Source organism: Sphingomonas sp. FW306-05-A (assembly GCF_058782275.1).
Genome location: NZ_JBYSXN010000001.1, coordinates 1,521,521 through 1,539,249, shown reverse-complemented (window position 1 = coordinate 1,539,249; position 17,729 = coordinate 1,521,521). Strand labels below are relative to the sequence as shown.

11 protein-coding genes are annotated in these 17,729 nt (G+C 64.4%); 3 read left to right on the top strand and 8 right to left on the bottom strand.

The genetic code is table 11. The features are described 5' to 3' along the window. Positions 1-22 precede the first annotated feature (22 nt). The 3 genes from AC3WJR_RS06965 to AC3WJR_RS06955 form a co-directional block, all read right to left on the bottom strand. Positions 23-979 carry a hypothetical protein gene (locus tag AC3WJR_RS06965; RefSeq protein ID WP_492723420.1) on the bottom strand — a complete coding sequence of 319 codons (957 nt, stop codon included), beginning with the start codon at positions 977-979 and terminating at the stop codon, positions 23-25. Between the two features lie 308 nt (positions 980-1,287). Beyond that, entirely contained in the window at positions 1,288-1,809 is a 522-nt protein-coding gene (locus tag AC3WJR_RS06960; protein ID WP_492723419.1) for a DUF1993 domain-containing protein, read from the bottom strand. Positions 1,810-2,070: 261 nt separating this feature from the next. Then, a complete protein-coding gene (locus AC3WJR_RS06955; protein ID WP_492723418.1) occupies positions 2,071-3,792 on the bottom strand; it encodes an alpha/beta hydrolase family protein in 1,722 nt (573 codons plus the stop codon). 476 nt (positions 3,793-4,268) lie between these two features. Between AC3WJR_RS06955 and AC3WJR_RS06950 the strand changes: the two genes are divergently transcribed. From AC3WJR_RS06950 to AC3WJR_RS06940, 3 genes are all read left to right on the top strand, one after another. Then, the gene (locus tag AC3WJR_RS06950; protein ID WP_492723417.1) at positions 4,269-4,886 is read left to right on the top strand and encodes a TetR/AcrR family transcriptional regulator; all 618 of its coding nucleotides are present in this window, start codon (positions 4,269-4,271) and stop codon (positions 4,884-4,886) included. A gap of 93 nt (positions 4,887-4,979) precedes the next feature. Continuing rightward, positions 4,980-7,475 (top strand): TonB-dependent receptor, encoded by a 2,496-nt coding sequence (locus AC3WJR_RS06945; RefSeq protein ID WP_492723416.1) that lies wholly within the window; start codon positions 4,980-4,982, stop codon positions 7,473-7,475. Between the two features lie 69 nt (positions 7,476-7,544). Then, a complete protein-coding gene (locus AC3WJR_RS06940; protein WP_492723415.1) occupies positions 7,545-8,696 on the top strand; it encodes a CehA/McbA family metallohydrolase in 1,152 nt (383 codons plus the stop codon). Positions 8,697-8,789: 93 nt separating this feature from the next. Here AC3WJR_RS06940 and AC3WJR_RS06935 read toward each other — a convergent pair whose 3' ends face one another. The 5 genes from AC3WJR_RS06935 to AC3WJR_RS06915 form a co-directional block, all read right to left on the bottom strand. Continuing rightward, positions 8,790-9,770: a phospholipase C/P1 nuclease family protein gene (locus tag AC3WJR_RS06935; RefSeq protein ID WP_492723414.1), complete on the bottom strand. Its 981-nt coding sequence runs from the start codon at positions 9,768-9,770 to the stop codon at positions 8,790-8,792. A 13-nt stretch (positions 9,771-9,783) separates the two neighbouring features. Continuing rightward, positions 9,784-10,947, bottom strand: a complete 1,164-nt coding sequence (locus AC3WJR_RS06930; RefSeq protein WP_492724203.1) for a YdcF family protein — start codon at positions 10,945-10,947, stop codon at positions 9,784-9,786. Positions 10,948-10,967: 20 nt separating this feature from the next. After that, positions 10,968-13,490 (bottom strand): TonB-dependent receptor, encoded by a 2,523-nt coding sequence (locus AC3WJR_RS06925; RefSeq protein WP_492723413.1) that lies wholly within the window; start codon positions 13,488-13,490, stop codon positions 10,968-10,970. Positions 13,491-13,619: 129 nt separating this feature from the next. Next, on the bottom strand, positions 13,620-16,130 hold the full coding sequence (locus AC3WJR_RS06920) for a putative bifunctional diguanylate cyclase/phosphodiesterase (protein ID WP_492723412.1): 2,511 nt from the start codon (positions 16,128-16,130) through the stop codon (positions 13,620-13,622). Positions 16,131-16,396: 266 nt separating this feature from the next. Beyond that, positions 16,397-17,713, bottom strand: a complete 1,317-nt coding sequence (locus AC3WJR_RS06915; RefSeq protein ID WP_492723411.1) for a chymotrypsin family serine protease — start codon at positions 17,711-17,713, stop codon at positions 16,397-16,399. Positions 17,714-17,729: the final 16 nt, after the last annotated feature.

The following is a 17,729-nucleotide window of genomic DNA, read 5'->3' as shown; positions in this document are numbered from 1 at the left end:
AGATTGTGCCCAAGTCACAATCCTAGCTTCCGCCCGCAGGTTCTTCTGCACCTACAACGGCAGAACGGACCCGAAAGCCGAAGCCATTCTCGCTGGTCCAGACCATCGTCACCGGTGCTTGCGTGCTGCGGTTGCCAGTAAACCGGACGATCACCCCCTCTATTCTCACTCGGTCGGCCGTTTCGCCGATGATGTGTCGGGGAAAGACAGACGCGTTCTCCAGCCGGGCCGACCAAATTTTTGCGGCCGCCGCCGAACCCTCGGCGGTCGTACCAGCCCAATCGATTCGAGCTTGATCGAAGAACAGATGGCGGATTGCGTATTCTGTACGGTCGCCTCGAATTCCCGCGAACCAATCGCTTCCATACGCATTGCGCGCGAGCGCGGCGGCGGCCCGGTCGCCTTCAAGCAACGTGCACCCGGCAAGTCGGGCAATATCGTTGCGGTACTGTCGGCCATCGAGCAGCGCACAGGCCGGCAACGCCGCTACTGCCTCGCGGGCAAGGTTGAACGCGAGCGGCACTGCCAGCCCGGTATCGCACGTGGACTGGACAGCCTTGCGGATGGCAGCGGGATGGCCTGAGCGGGCAGGGTCGACCGCTTCGACGGACACCGACCAAGGATGGAGGCAGATTGACGGGCCGTCCGCACTGGGCACCGGCGCAAGCGTACGGTCAAAAAGCGCGGCTGCGGAGCGCACGCGTTCCCAAGTGTCTAGCGGCACGGCCGTCGCCAGCGTGCCGCTGGCGGCAGTCCGGACCTCTACACGAGGTTCCTCGCCGGGACGGCGCATGAAAGCAACCACGCCTGCCGGTTTGCCATAGCCGTTGATGAAAGACGCGCGGACAATTTTGCCGCTGCTACTGGCGACGCTCTGTACCGTAGGCAGAGGGTAAGGCCCCGGCTTCGGCCCTGCCGTATTTGCCTGAGGGGCGAGGGCAGACGCAATGGCGATAACGATAGTAGGCGTTTGCATCATCGGGGGTTCTCCGGGCTGTTGCTGCCTTCTGCCTTCTTCGGAAGGCCTGTCGTAAATGCGCTTTCCGATGGCACTGCCAAAGCCACGTACGCCGCCGTTCGTCAAAGATAAGCGCGCGTGGCCAACCCTGTCGCTATACCCGCGTAACCGAAAATCCGATGATCAAGGTTTGCCGTCACTGGCGATCGTTACCGTATAACTAGGTCCGTTCCGTGTACTGACCTCGTAAAGCAACAGCGGGGCCGATCAGGTCGCGACGCGAGCACGACTGACCACGCGCAACGGCGGCGTCCGGGTGTCTCCCCCGCTCAAACCTTCATGCGCGGCATACCGAGAAAATCGCGTTTGCCGAGTTTCATTCCTTGAGCGCGAAGGATCGCATAGGCCGTCGTCGCGTGAAAATAGAAGTTCGGCTGTGAGAACGACAACAGAAAGTTCGCGCCCGTGAACGGCATCCTCATCTCGCCAAACGCGAATTGCGTATCTGCGTCAGCCAGCGCGTCGATAGTATCGCGATCGAGCGCCGAGAGCTCTGCTGCGGTGCGCTGCAGGATATCGCGGAGACCCGCGAGATCGGTCGGCCAGGCGCTCATGTCGGGCGAGAAGCTTCCGGTACGCGCGCCCTGGATGCCGCCGATCGAGTGCACCGCACAGGATTTGATCTGGTAGCCGAGCGGCAGCATGTCGGGCGCGAGCCGAGCGTCGACGAGGTCGGCCTGCGTCATGTCGCGTTCCACGCAGAACGCCTCGGCCTTGCCGATGATGCCGTCGAGCGCACCGAGGATCTGAATGTTGGAGGGGATCACGGCGTCGTAAAGGGAGAAGGACATGTCACGCTCCGGCTGTTTGCACGAGCATGGCGGTTCCCGCGGCGATATGCCAGCGGCGCTTGGAATACCGTCGATGCATCGCCGGGCGGCGGCTGGGCCCGTACTTCCGACCGGACGACCTTTGCGCCGAGACGACGCGCGAACCCTTATGATGACCCGGTCGATCGAAACGATCTGTACGACGCGGGCTGCTGGGGAATTGGGGGGGCTGCGACGCGTTGAGCCTTACGAACGGGGTTTCGCCATGGCGCGAAAGGAACGTCAGCGAAGGGTGACGGCAGGCTTCGCGTGCGTGCCGATCCAGTCCGCCATGGTGTCGAGCGCCAGCGGGGCGATCGTCTCCTCGATGTCGTTATATTCCCCGACGGTCCCGGTCTTCGCCGTCTGGAACAGGTGGTTGAGGCCGGGCAGTTCGACGATGGTGACATCGGGATTGGCTTTGGTCGCCAGGCGGATCGCGGGAAGGTTCTGCTCGGGGAGCACTTGCCCGTCCCGCGCGCCGTTCAGGGCGAGGATCGGGCATGTCACGGCCGCCAGCGTCGGGCGGGGATCATAGTCGAGCAGGTCGCGCATCCATCCCGAGCTGAGCGCCGTCGCCATCATCTCGGCCTGTCCGTTCGCGCGGATCGTGGCGCTGCCCTCCGACGCGATGACCTTCATCGCGCGCGCTTTCGCTTCCGCCGCGTCCTTCGACCCGCGCATCGCCGCCATGACGTGATCGATCAGGCGTTGATCGCGACGGATCTGCGCGGGCGTCTGGCCCATCGCGGGCGATAGCCTGGCGCGCTGCGCGGCCAGCACTTGCGACAGGGGTACGCCGGGACCGGCCAGCAGGACGATGAACGCGATTCGCGGATCCCTGGCGGCAACCTTCGGAGCGACCACGCCGCCCTCGCTATGCCCGATCAGGCCGATCCGCTTTGGATCGATGTCGCTGCGGTCGCGCAGGAAGGTGACGTCGGCGGCGACATCGCGCGCGAAATCGTCGTCGGTCGCGGCGGCAAAGTCCCCGGTCGATAGTGCGACACCGCGGTCATCCATGCGCAGCACCGCGATCCCGTCGCGCGTCAGCCGGTCGGCGATCACCGCGAACGGCTTGTGCCCGAGGATCGTCTCGTCGCGGTCCTGCGCCCCCGACCCCGTGATCAGCACCACCGCCGGAAACGGGCCCTTGCCCGCGGGCAAAGTCAGCGTGCCCGCCAGGCGCACGCCGGGGGCGCTTTCCACCGTCACTGTTTCGGCGCGGTAGGGAAAGGGGGGCAGCGGCGTCTGCGGGCGTCTGGGCGCCGCTGCCTGCGTCGCGCGCCGGGTGAGGACCAGCGCACCCTTATAGTCGGGGCCGCTCCATGTGCCGTCGATCACCTGGCCGTCGGCGGCGAGTGTTCCGGTGAAGCTGCTGCCGTTGAGGCTGAATCGAACGGTCTGGCCGGTGCGCGCGAGTGTGGAGAGCGGCACGCCGTAGGCAAGCTGGTCGGGCGAATCGAGCGTGACGATCGTCCCGCGGGCATCGGTCGTGACGTGGAGGATCAGGCGGATGGTGGCACCCGCGGGCGTGATCGCGCCCGTCCAGTCGCCGTCGAGGCCGGTGATCACCCGCGTGTCCGGCTTGCCCGCGGTCAGGACGAGCGGAAGCGCCGCGCCCTGCCGCCATTCGCCGACCCAGGCCTTGCGCGCTTCGTCCCAACGCCCGGCATAGCTGCCGTGGATCGCCGCGACCGCGAAGCCGAGCGTGCCGCCGTCCACCGTCACGCTGTCGAGCGGGATCGGGGCAGGGGTCTGGTCGGGGCTCTGCATCACGCCGCTGTAGCCGCCACCGGGCGCGGCGGTGATCGTCACCCCGATCCGCAGCGTGACGCCGGGCGGAACGCTGAGCGTGCCGTGCCAATCCCCCGCCACCTGCTGCGCCCGCGCTGCGCCGGGTGCGATCACTGCGATCGCGAGCATTGCCGCGAGCAATGCGTGCCCACCGATGATCCGGGCCATCCCCTGTCTCCTCTTTTGCGTCCCGGTCGGACGAGACCGATCCCGGCCTGATTGGTAGCGAAGGGCAATCCCCAGGCGTCACCGCGTTTCGGACGATGCGAGATGGTACAACAGATACAGTCTTAATGCCTGAAGAGTGGTACTATTTCGAAGTACTGCAAGACTGGCGGGAAGGTAACGATAGGTTTATTTGCTCAAAACGGCACAAACGAAACTTAACCGGATCCGTTGGTCAGGCAAGTGGTCGGTCCGGTTACAGGCTGGACCCCGAGCGCGTCGGAGCTTGCTGCCCGTTGCTCTGCTCGCGTCGGTGGCGGACGACGACGGCGGCAACCCCGTGGCCACACCGTCGGCGGACGCGATCGGTGCAGGCGCGGTGCAGGCGATCCCTTCTCAGCCAGCCGTCTTTCCCCCAAGGACGCTCTCTCCCCGGCTGCGACGACCGGAGGATTCGGGCGGGGTATGGGGGGCGACGTTTGAGCAGTCATCGGAAGCCGGTTCAGGCGCGGGCGCAGCGGACCTATGACGCGTTGCTCGATGCGGCGGGGCATCTGCTCGGCGAAGTCGGGGTCGAACGCATTTCGAGCAACATGATCTGCGAGCGGGCGGGCACCACGCCGCCCGCTTTCTATCGCTATTTCGACGACAAATATGCGATCATCGCGGCGCTCGCCGAGCGGCTGATGAAGCGGCAGAACGTCGCGCTGGAGACCTGGGTTGCGCGCTACGCAGGCGCCGAACTCGACGTGCTGGCCGACAAGACGGTCGAATTGCTGCGGATGATGCATGCGATCACGAGCAGTGAACCCGGTGCCTTGTGGATCATGCGGTCGCTCCACGCGGTGCCGAGCCTGACGCACATCCGGTTGCAATCGCACAATTTCGTCGCGGACATGCTGACCGATCTCTACGCGCCGCATCTGCCCCACGTCGACCGCGCGCTGTTGCGGCGGCGGACCCGGCTTTCGGTAGAACTGGCCTATTCGCTCGACGAGATGCTGAAAGAAGAGGACGTCGACCCCGAAGCGGTGTTTGCGGATGCGGGGTTCGTGTTCAAGGCGATGTTCGATTATCCCGAATACCGGCGGCCCTGAAGCGTTCGTGACAATCGCAAGTCGCTGGTGTCATTAAAATGATACCTTAAACTACCATATGCCGCCCCGACTCGATAAAGGGTGGGGCTTGCAATGACGTATTCGGTAGTATCCCGCACGGCTCTGGCCGTTGCGATCGCTGGCGCTGCACTTTCGAGCGGCACCGCCGTCGCGCAGACCGATCCGACCGCGGTGTCCGACCCGACGCAGACGTCGACCAGCGGCGACGATATCGTCGTCACCGGGCGCGCGGGCGTGAAGGGGCAGCGCAAGGTCGATACGAGCTATGCGATCTCGACCATCTCGGATCAGGACCTGCGGGTCCGCGCGCCGATCGGTGTGGCCGAGGCGCTCAAGCAGGTGCCGGGCTTCTACACCACGCCGACGGGGGGCGAAGTCAGCAGCGGGGTGCGCGTCCGCGGCATCCCAAGTGACGGTTTCCAGACGGTGGCGCTGCTCGAGGACGGCATTCCGATCCAGGGCGATCCGGGGCTCGGCTGGCTCAACGGCGACCAGTCGCTGCGGATCGACCAGACGATCGAGCGGATCGAAGTCGTGCGCGGCGGGCCCTCGGCGATCTTCTATTCGAACGCGCCGGGTGCCGCGATCAACTTCATCACGCGGCGCGGCGGCGACCATCTCGAGGGCTTGGTCCGCTACGAAGCGTCGAGCTATAATTCGCACCGCGTCGACGGCTGGCTCGGCGGACCGATCGGCAAGAGCGGCTGGCGCTTCTTCACCGGCGGTTATTACCGGCTGTCGGATGGCCCGCACAATTCGGGCTTCACGCAGGACAAGGGCGGGCAGATCCGCCTCAACGTCTCGCGCGACTTCGATCGCGGGTCGGTGACGCTGGGCGTCAAGCGGATCGACGAGCGCGTCGGGTACTGGGGCGGCGGGATCTACACGACCGACCGCGCGGGCGACATCGTCAGCGTGCCCGGGCTCAACAACCGCAAGGAAAACATCGCGGGGCCGGACACGCGCTATTTCAATTTCCTGACGCCGGGCGGCGACGTGAAGTTCGACAATGCGCTCGGCAGCACGGTAAAGCTGACGCAGCTCAGCCTGCACGCGGACTATGCGCTTAGCGACACGTTCAAGGTGCAGGAAAATCTCCGGTATCGCGACAGTTTCACGCAGCGCAACAGCATCACGCCGTACTCGGTCGCCCCCGCCGGCAGCTTCCTGAGCGCCAATTACGGCAAGGCGGTCAACGCCGGGGCGCGCCAGAGCCTTGGCCTGTTCTACCGCGATTCCGGCGCGGCGTTCGACCTCAAGAACCAGAATGGCAACGGCCTCGCGCTGGTCGATCTCGCGCGCACGCATACCGTGCCGCTCGAGGAGGTGATCAATGACACGCGCGTCGTCGGTGCGGTCGATCTGCTGGGGCATCACAACCTCGCGCTCGGCTTCTATTTCGCGCATGAGAATGAGCAATATGGTGCGCTCAGCGCATCGGTGCTGACCGACGTCACCAACCATGCCGACGTGCTCGACGTCTATCTGCTCTCCAACACCGGTGCGAAGCTCGCGCCGCTCACCAATGGCGGGGTGGTCGGCTACGGTGCCGAATACGCCAATGGCAGCGGAAAATCCGACAATATCGCGGTCTATGCCAGCGACGAGTGGCAGATCACCCCACGCTTCCGGCTCGACGGCGGCGTGCGCTACGAGCAGATCCAGACATCGGGCCGGGTCGAGGGCAGCCGCAAGATCAACCTCGGCCAGAGCGCGACCCCGGCGGACGATTCGGTCGGCGTCGGCACCGGCGTGTTCACGCCCTTCTCGCGCAAATACGATGGGTTCGCTTATACCGCCGGGGCCAACTACCAGCTCCGTCCCTATGTAGGCGCGTTCGTCCGCTACACCAACACCTTCCGCCTGCCCGCGATCTCGAACTTCATCACCAACGCGGGCGCGACCCCGGTGGTGCAGAAGCTCAACATGCTCGAAGCGGGGCTGAAATATGCGCGCGGGCCGGTCGATTTCTACGCGACAGGGTTCCGCACGATCTACAACAGCTACCAGATCAGCGACTATCGAACGCTCGCGAACGGGTTGCTGTCGCCGTTCACGGTTTACGGCGACACCAACACCAAGGGGATCGAGCTCGAGGGGACGATCCGCCCGGTCAAGTGGTTCGATCTCCACGCGTCGTGGACGTACCAGGACTCGCGCTTTTCCGACTTCGTCTACACCAACAGCGCGGGCCAGCTGACCGACTATTCGCACCACCGGCTCAACGGCATCCCTGAGAACACCTTCCGCATCACCCCCGGCGTCACGCTGTTCGGCGACCGGCTGCGGGTGCAGGCGGACGTCAACTATAACGGCCAGCTCTATACCGACGTCGCCAACCAGATCAGCCTGCCGTCCTATGCCAGCGTCGATCTGCAGGCGCAGGTCAATGTGACGCCCAGGCTGCAGCTCCAGCTGATCGCGCAGAACCTCACCAACACGCTCGGTCTCGCCAACGGCAATCCGCGTGCTGGGACGATCGACAATAGCGAAGCGGGGCAGGCGGTGTTCATCGGCAGCTCGATGTATCAGCGCAACGTCCGCGCCGCGGTCACCTACCGCTTCTGAAACACCGGCACCGGCCCGCTTCGGCGGTCCGGTGCCGGCCCTGTGTTCCCCGGTCCGAAGGATACGCCTGTGCTCGCAACCCTCTTGTCCGCCGCCGCGCTAGCCGCCACGCCCCCCGCAGCGCCCGAACCGAAGATCCCGCCCGTCGCCAGTCTCGACGACGGCATCTGGCTCAAGGGCGATCTCCACCTCCACTCGCGCCACAGCAAGGATTCGAGCAACAATCCCGAAGCGAAGATCATCCGCTTCGCCGAGACGACCGGGTTCGACTACATCGCGATCACCGATCACGACAATCACGTCGCGGGCGACATTGCGCACAACACGTGGAGCGACCCCGAATTCAAATCCAAGTCGGTGATCCTGCTCTACGGTGCCGAATGGACAACCGATCGCGGCCACGGCAACGTCTTCTCCGCCAAACCCTATGACCATCAACGGCTGTACGACGTGCGCGATGCGCGCGATGCCAAGATCCTCGCGGTCAAGAAGGCGCTCGGGATTCATCTCTCCGCCAACCATCCGAGCGGCAAGGATCATTTCGGTTTCTCCTACGACATGGTCGATTCGATCGAAGTGTGGAATTCGGCGATCTGGAGCCGCAACGCCGCCGCGATCATGATCTGGGACGACATGCTCCGCTCGGGCCGCAAGCTGACCGGGCGCGGCGGCAGCGATTCGCACCACGGCGTCCCCGACACGCCCGCGCAGGCGGTGCCGAACAGCAACCAGGCGACCGCCAATTACGTCGGCACGCCGACCACCTGGGTGTTCGCCAAGACCCGTTCGGCGCAGGCGGTGGTCGACGCTCTGACCAACGGGCGCGTCTCGGTCAGCGCGAACCCGAACGATCCGCGGGTCGAGTTGCGCGCCGATCTCGATGGCGACGGCAAGCCCGACATGATGATGGGCGACAATGCGAAGGCGACGGGCAGGCCAGTGACGTTCGAGGTGAAGCTCACCGGCGGGGCGGCGAAGACCGCGGCGTACCGCGTCAAGGTCGTCCGGAACGGCGAGGACTTCGGCGCGTACACCACCGATCCGACGACCGGGACGGCGCATTTCACCGATACGCCGGCGCAGGGCGTGCGGAGCTATTACCGCGTCACGGTCGAGGGCGCGCAGACACCCTATCCGCAAATCCCGAATTCGATGGCGCTGAGCGGGACCATGATCGCGCTGTCCAACCCGGTGTTCTTCAACTTCGATCCGAACTTCTAGGGCCGGGTTGCGCAACTTCCGTTTGGCCAACACGCATCCATAAGCCGGAGACCCTCACGGGGTCTCCGGTACCGCGTCGCCGTATCGGCCCGTTCAGTCGGGAGCGGAGCCGGTTTCCGGATTGAACTTCGGATTGTTAAAATCGATTGGCGAGGGATCGACCTTCGCCGGCGGCTGCGCGCTTTCCTCCCAGGCGCGGCACAGCATGTCCCGCAGCATCGTGGCCCCCGCGCTAGTCTGGGCGTAGATCATCTCGCGGACGGCCGTGTCCGCCGGATTGGCGAAACCGTCCCGCTTCTCCAGCTTGTAAACCGTCTCCATCTTGTCCCCGGCGGCATCCAGGAAAGCGAGGACGCTGTTGAACATGTCGCCGTCGCGGTGCCCGGGTGCGCCGATGCGCGGGGCGAGATCCGCGACCGACAGCTTCATCCCATCGACAAAGGCGCTCTCGAACCGTCCGTGGATCGAACGGTCGGTGGTGTACCCCTTGGGGTTGGGGCCGCGCCAGCCGTCGCTGTTGACCGAATCGTGCAGCGGCTGTGCGCCGTCGCCGATATAGTGACCGAGCCGGATCGCATCGAACGCGCAATGCTGCTCGGGGACGGATGCGTCGCGGTGTTCTGCCTGTGCTTTTCGGACCTGGCGCATGCACACGACGATCCGGTCATAAGCCTCGATCGCGGCATAGGGCAGGGTGCCGGTCCAGCGGACATTGGTGCGCGCGGCGGTCGCGGGGTCGCTGTCCTTGATCGTCTCATAGTGTTTGTAGAGCGCGATCACGAACTCATAGCGCGATCGCGGGATCGGCTTGACGAAGGTCAACTGCTCGCGGAACCAGCCGTGGTTGGGATCTTCCTCGATCTTCGCGAAATTCTCCGCATTGCCGCGCCAACTGTCGGGCAGCGCGGCGGACTGGCCGATATAATCCTCGTACTTGCGCAGGAACGTCGGGCCGTCTGCGGGGATCGCCTCGATCGCGGCGCGGTCGATGACGGTATGGGCGGTGCCGCCCCAGGCGTGTGCCATCGAGGGGAGGGCGATCGCAGCGATCGCGGCATAACAGGCAAGGCGCATGATGGTCTCCGAGTCAGGGATCGAGCGGGTCGCGCGGATCGACGCGCGCGGATTGCAACGCGGGACGGAATTCGAGTGCGGTCGGGGACAGGCGGCGCCCGATCGTCCCCGGACGATACCCCAGTTCGGCACGGTTGCGCTCCTGGAATGCGAGGCTTTCGATCGTGGCACTCTGGACCGGGTTGCAGACGATCAGCGTATCCATCGCCAAGGGGGCGTGCATTGCCAGCAACAGCCGCGTGGCGTTGCGCAGGTTGGTCGTGGTGTGGCGGGCATATGGCTCGATCACGATCGCATCGGGCGGCAAGCCGTAGCGCTCGATCAGCGCACGGCGCATTTCCTTTGCTTCGGTGAAGCGCGTGGCGCGGGGATGGGCGCGTCCGCCGGTTACGATGATGAACGGAATATCGCCCTCGGCAAAACGGGTCGCAGCCAGGCGGAGGTGATATTTGCCGAACGGGCTGAGCGGCATGTCCGGTGTTTCCGGCCCGACCCCGGTGACGATCATCGCACTGTAGCGATAGCGTTTCCAGTCGAGGCCATGTGCGCGCTTCATCGGGGTGGCATTCAAGCCGCCTGTCATTGGCTCAAAGCCGATCGCATCGGTGCGGTCGCTGCCATCCAGCAGTGCCAGCGCGAAGTCCGCGCTTGGGTCGAGCGTTTGCGCCGAGCCTTCCCGCGGGGTCTGCGAGAGCCAGGTGGCCGCCGCCAGGCGGGCGCGAGTTTCCTCCGGCGCGATCGTTCCCGGCCCGTCGATCGCGGAATAGCGCGGGACCTGACCCAAGCCGTACGTGCGGACGATCACGTTGATGCCCTCGATCTCGCGTGCCGCTTGCGCCGCCGGACCGTCGTCCGCCGACGGGATCGTCGTCTGGGGAATTGCGACAGCCAGGCTGGCGGCTAGAACGGCGGCTTCGCTCTGCGTCCAGATCATTGCCTGCGCGATGCAGGTCACGTCCTGCGCACAGGTCGCTCGCCGAACCGAACGCATGCGAAGAATGTCTGCAACGTCTGGCCGTGCAGCAAGCGCCGTCATTGCCGCAGGGTTGTGCCCGAGCTTGTCCAGCAAAGGGAACAGGCGCTGCGATAGCCGGTTGGTCACCGCGTCACGGACTGCCCCAGCGGCGGCTACCCCCGGCGCAGCCGCCAGCGCGAGCGCGATGACCGTTATCACCACCCGCGCTGGCCGACCCGCCGTCACCAGGATTTGCCGATCACGAGGCGGAAGTTGCGACCGAAGATCGGCCGTCCGTAGATCGCCTCCGCATTGCCCTGGCCGCTCAGCGAATCGGTGCGGGTATTGCCCTCGGTCAGACCGTGCGCGTTGAAGAGATTGTCCCCGACCACTTGCACCTGCCACGATCCGTTGCGAAGCGTCACGCCCGCCCCGGTCGTGCCATAGGCTGGCAGCGCCGTGTTGTTGTACAGATCGACGTAGCGCTTACCCATATAGGTGAAGCGACCGTAGACCGAGATCTTCGTCCCGTTCGTGTCGAAATCGAAGCTCGGGCGGATGTTGCCATAAACCTTAGGCTGGCGGACGATCTGGTTGCCTTCTGCCTGCGTCGGATCGGCTCCCGTCGAGCTTTCGAAGTTCTTGTATTTCGGATCGCTGATCGTCAGCGCGCCGTTGAGCGAGAACCAGGGTTTGACCTGCCAGGCACCGTCGAATTCGATCCCCTTGACCTTCGCCTTGCCGATGAAGGGGACATTCACGTCGTTGCGGCCGGTGGTCGGGTCGAACGCCAGGAACGAGGCATTGAGCGGGTCGAAGTTGGTGTAGAAACCCGTGATATAAAGGTAGGAGCGCCCCGAGGCGAGCTTCAACCCCGCCTCATACTGGTCGGCGACGGTGGTCAGGATCGTCGGGTTGATGCTCATCACCGTCTGCACGTTGGGCGGCGTTTCCAGATGCGAGGCGCGGCCATAGACTCCGATGTGATTGCTGAAATCGTAGTTCGCCCCGACCGTCCAGTTGGTCGCCTTCGGGGAGAGTTTCTGGTTGAGGATCGCGCCGGTGAACGCTCGGGTGGTATCATCGGCCAGCGTCGTCGCGTCGCCGAGGTTTGCCTGCGCCGTCAGCGCAGCATAGCCGGTGTATTTATAGCGTTCGTGGCGGATGCCGGCGTCGATCCGCAGCCCCTTGACGATCTCCCACGTGTCGTTGGCGTAAAGCGCGAACATCTTCGCGTCGGAATCACCCTGGCTCAGCGTTGCGGCGTAATTCAGTACGCCATTATCGGTAACGCGACCGCGCACGGCGCCGGTGGCGGAATAGGCGACCAGATCCAGCGTACGCGGCTGGCCGCGGACCTCGATCAGGTAGTTCTGGTACAGCGTCTTGCTGTCCTCGCCATACAGGCTGCCGTAAAAGCCAACCTTCAGGTCATGGCTGCCAAAGCCGGTGTCGAAGCGCTTGGCGACCGACAGGTTGGTCTGTGCCGAGTAAAAGCTGGAGTGGATGTCGCGGTACTGGCCCTGCATGACGAGGCCCGACGCGGCATTGGGGTCATAGACGGTGTTCGTGCCCGCCAGTACGTACCCCAACCGCGACACCGCACCGAACGCGGCGGTGGTCCGCGCCAGATAGCTGTTCGCGAACGCATTGCCGTCCACCGGGTTGGTGGTCGAATAGAACGCTGCGAAGTCCAGCTTGCCCTTGGTGAACCCGCCCTTTGCGGAAACCAGCCAGCCGTCGAAATCCGCATCATACTGCGCGCCGACGTTGACCATCTGCATATGTCGCCCATCGGACAGGTCGCTGTTGCGATTCTGAATCACGCCCGCGCCGTCACGGTATTTCAGATTGACGTCGCGCAATGCGGGCGAGTTCATCGTGCCGTTGAAATAGTCGATGTAGGGGTCGAGCGAGACGCTCGGGTTGCGGGGGTCGGCGGTCGGGATTGGCAAATAGAAGGTATTGTGATCGTTGACGTAATTGACGTTCAACTTGATCGAACCATTGTCCAGCTCGTGCAAAATGTTGGCCCGGATCTGTCCGCCCTTGTCGTTCGGAAAGCCATTGTCGCGGTAGCCGTCGTGATAGCGCAGGAAGCCGCCGACCGCATAATAGGTCTTCTCCGAGATCGGCCCAGCCTGATATGCGTCGAGCCGGTAGAGGCCGGTATCGCCGAGCGTCAGCTGCGCCTTGCCGCGCGTCACGTCCTTGCCCGTCACGGTGATCGCGTTGACGATCGCGCCCGAATAGCTGGCATAGACGGGAGCCGGGCCGCCGCGCACGACCTCGACGTGGTCGGTCATCAGATCCTGTTTCAGGATCGCGTCACCACGGAAGAACACGCCGTCATTCTCGTGGAACAGCGGCAGGCCGTCTTGTTGGAAGCTGACAAAGCCGCCGTCGTTCGGCAGACCGCGGATACGGTAGATGTTCTGGACCTCGCCGCCGGTGATTTCGGTTTGAAACCCGGGGAGCTGACCGATCAGATCGGCGAAATTGACCGGGGCGATCTTCTCGACGTCGTCTCTCGAGATGGTGTTGATCGCGTAGGATACGTCGAAGCGGCGCTGCGCGCGCGTCGACCCGGTGACGATGATATCGGTCCCCTCCTGATCAGCCTTTTCGACGGCGGCCTTGTCGACTGGTGTCGTCGTCGCTGGGGTAGTGTCGGGCGTACCGACAGCCTGTGCGCCAGCCGGCGCGGAGAAAGCGGTGGACAGCGCTACAAGGGCGGTGCCCGTGGCGAACAGAGTTTTGAGCATGGACCCCCCAGGATGATTTGGGTCGCCGAACCGGCGACGTGGTCCCCATGGCTGCTCAATATGACAGTATTAATTATTTCAATTATATAAATTCGGATCGCTTACCTTCCGGGTCTGCGTCGCGGGGTATCACCGGTTTCCCGGCTGCGCGATTCGTCCCGCGGTGACAGTGCCGATGGCACGCCACGGAAGCGGCCGTCCGAAGCGATATCCCTGGACGTAGCGGCACCCGAGATCGAGCAGGATGCGCATCTGCGCTTCATTCTCGACCCCCTCGGCGACGACCGTCTTGCCCAGGCCGTGCGCCAACCCGATGATCGCACGGACGATCTCCTCGGCACTGTCGGACGCGTGTTCCAGGGCTGAAATGAACGAGCGGTCAATCTTGAGCGTATCGACACGCACCTGCCGCAGATGACTGAGCGAAGCGTAACCCGTGCCGAAATCGTCCAGCGCGATACGGACCCCGGCGTCGTGTAGCGCGTGCAGCGTACCGATCACGCCGTCCGCGGCGCGACCTAGCATGACACCCTCGGTCACCTCGATACACAGCGCGTGTGGCGGCACACCGAAATGCGCAAGCCGCGCGAGGACTCGCTTGGCGGCGACCGGGCCGGACAGCTGCGCCGACGTAAAATTGACGCACAGGCACGGAATTTCGCTGGCATTGTCGCGCAACAGACCGAGCGCGATGTCGAGGACGTGATCCTGGACGCGCGGGCCGATGCGTTCCTCGACCAGAATGTCCCCGAACTGGCTTGGGATCAGCAGACCGTGCTTCGGATGTTGCCAGCGCAGCAGTCCTTCGTAGGCAACGACGCGGTCTTCCTCGAGATCGACGATCGGTTGCAGGAACAGCTCGAATTCCCCGCGCTGCATCGCGGTTTCTGCATCGCTCGCGAAGGTCGTGCTGACCTCGAGCAACGTCCGCAACATCGCGTCGTACCGATGGTGCAGGCTGCGCCCAAGACGTTTTGCCTGATAAAGCGCGAGGTCGGCGTTACGGTACAGCAGGTCCGGCTCGTGTCCGTCGCGCGGGCAGCGGGCGGACCCGATACTCAGCGAAAGCGCCCTGCGGTCATCGACATGATGCCAGATTGCACCCTGGATCCGGGCCAGTTCCGTCTCGATCCGGGCGGACCGGTCCTCGGCATCGGCCGCGACGATGGCGAATTCGTCCCCGCCCAGACGCACCGCGGTGGCGTCGTTCGCCCCGGCCAGTTCGGCGAGGCGGTTCGCGATGTGACATAGCATCGCGTCGCCCGCCGCATGACCAAGCCGGTCGTTGACGTCCTTGAGATGATCGATGTCGATCAGGAAAAGGGTGAAGGGTGCCGCGCGTCCCGTCGTGATCCGCGTCTGGAGTGCCGTCTGAAACGCGGCGCGGTTGCCAAGCCCGGTGAGAGGGTCGGTCAAGGCCGCGTGACGCAGCTTCTCCGCTTCGATCAACCCCCATTCGCGGCTCCGCCGTTCATGGTCGAGTTCGTTGCGCAGCGTGCTGAAGCGATGCGACGTTGCGAGCGACAGGATGACGGCTTCGAACGCCAGAGCGGCGAACATTGCGACGTCGAGCATGTCGCCCTGCGGGAAGATTCCGAAATTGCGCAGGACGCGCAACGCGAAGATCGCGATGACCGGCCCCCACCCGATCACGTAGAACCAGACCACCCGGCTGCCGCGGCGGATCGCGTAGCCGATGCCGAAGAAGGCCATGATCGCACTCGCCATCACCGCCAGGTTGAGCAGGCGATCCATCAGGATCGGCGGAAACAGGACCTCGTTGGTCGCGGCCAGCAGCCCGGCGAGCAGACCGGTCAGCGCCAGTCCACGCCCGCTGCGCTGCAGCCAGGGAGGCAGCAATTGATCCTCGACCAGCGACAGGAAGAACATGCTTCCCGCAGCGACCAGCAATCCGACCAGGATGTAGTCGATCGATACGACGACGGGACCGACAAATCCCGGAATGAGCATCCCGGCAACGTTCGACCAGGCCAGACCATAAGACAGTGCGATCGTGATCCAGGCGAGGTACCAGCGTTGGAACGGGAAACGGCTCCCGCGATCGATCAGCACGTTATAGGTGAACGCAGACAATAGTGTGCCGGCGAACAGGCCCATCAGAATCAGCCATCGATCGCGCGACCTGGCCGCTTCTGCCTCGGTCGCGACCGCAACGGAACGGACGAGCGCGAGATCGTCGAGCTTGTCGAAGCCCAGGTACAGCGCACGAAGGTCCGCGCCATGGTCGGTGAACGGGAAATCCAGAACGCCGCCCGGTGCCCCGACGTCCTGAAGCTCGGCCGAAGTCCGGACAACGCGACGAACCGTCCCGTCACGCCGGACGATGACCACCATCATGCGCTTGAAGCGGGACTGATCGATTAAGAGATGCCATTCGGATCGGATATCGCCCAACCGGGCCGTATCGAGCCTTAGCCACGTCCAGCGCGTACCTGCGGGACGTGAGCCGCGTTGACAGGCATAGGGAAGGTTGGCGACCGAAGCGGTCTTCGGAATTGCGGCCGACTCGACATAGGCGACGCAAGCCGAATGCAACAGCGGGACCTCGGCGTTCGCCGATCCGGTCGCTACCGCAAGCAACCCGAACAGCGCCAGAATGCGAAGAACGGTAGTGATCACTTCGCCCCCCCGTGCGAACAATTCGAACCTGCGCTGCCACGTTGTTATGTGTGATTGATTAACGTGACTTCGGTGCCGCGCGGCGTGCGAAGGTAGCCCCTCTACCACTGCACACCGACGATGGTCGTGTCTGCGTCGGAAGACAAGCTTTGTTGATCAATGGGATACCTTGCCGATCACCAGCAGTTGAGCAGGCTGTCGGCAACGGTAGCGGACCTATGCACGCGGGGGCGCTTATGTCGGCATGCCGTGCACGACAACAATAGTTAGCGGTTTGGTCGTGCCAAACCCGGTGTTTGCGGCAGACGGAGGATGGCCCAGCCTTCCGGGAGATAATCGACGGCCATGTAGAAATAGAAGGCACAGCTCCCGTCACGGCGGTAACTGGCGCCTTTCACGATCCCGAGCGCCGTGGTTCCGGTGAATACCGGGGACCCACTGTCGCCACCCTTGCACGTCGGACCGGCAACCGCGACCCAGGTCGGCAGGCAGGCACCCCCACACAAGTCACCAGCAGGCGCGAAATCAGTGAGTTGGACGACGGCGCAGCTATACCCTGTGCGTTCGCCGCGATGACATACGAAATCCCCCGCGCGCGTGCTGGCGCGACTGCGGGTGCCGGTAACGCTGCGAACGCGGGTCTTGGCGGTATCGGCGAAGAAAGTCGGTTCCAGCCGTTCCGGCGAGGCATTGATCTGGACGTCGCGGTAACCCCAGCCCCATTGTGCCACGAACGGCAAGGCCACCAGCGTGCCCGTCCGGTCACGGTAGCTCAGTTCGTCGACGCAATGCGCCGCGGTCGTGATCGCGTCGCGCGTGCCGTCGGTCACGGCAAATCCCGACGTGCAAAGGTACCGCTTGCCGTCGCCCGGGTCGACGCCCTCGACCCGCGCACCGCCCTCGACCGCAAGATTGACGTCGACATGATCGACCGCGCGGACCTGGACCGGAACCCCGGCGATCGCCTCGATCCGTTGGCGGATCACGTCGATCCCGTCGCGCGCGTCGAGGCTTCCGATCGTGATGACCAGTTCGCCGGTGCGGGGATCCAGCCCCATTCCGGGGGGGCTGCGCAAGGCGGCGCGGATCGCGGCTTGCCGATTGGTCATCGCCCAGATCACCCGATCGCGAGTCACGCGTGCGCCGGTACGGAACTGGATTGGCACCGAGAAACTACCGACCACGACACGCTGGTCGGCAACCGGCTCGGTACCGGTAAGGTAGACCTGTATGCGATACGTCGGTCGGTGTTCGATCGCTATGCCGGCAAGCCTGTCGCGATAGGCATCGGCGATGGCATCGGTCGTGGTGACGCTGGCTTCCTGCGCGACGAGGCGACTGCGCGCTTCCGCGATCGGCACGGAAAACTGGTGCGCATATTCCTGCGCATCTTCGCTCAGCGCATCGGCGGCGGTCTCGTGCAACGGCGCTGGCTTGGTCAAAGCGACGGGAGGGGGCGTGGCAACCGGCGCAATCGGCAGGATCTGAACGATCGGCGCCGGCAACGGTGGGGGAATGACTTGCGCCGCTGCGGGTGACCCCAAGAGGCAGAGCAGGGCTCCGACGAGCTGAACGATACGCACGGATGCATCGTATCAG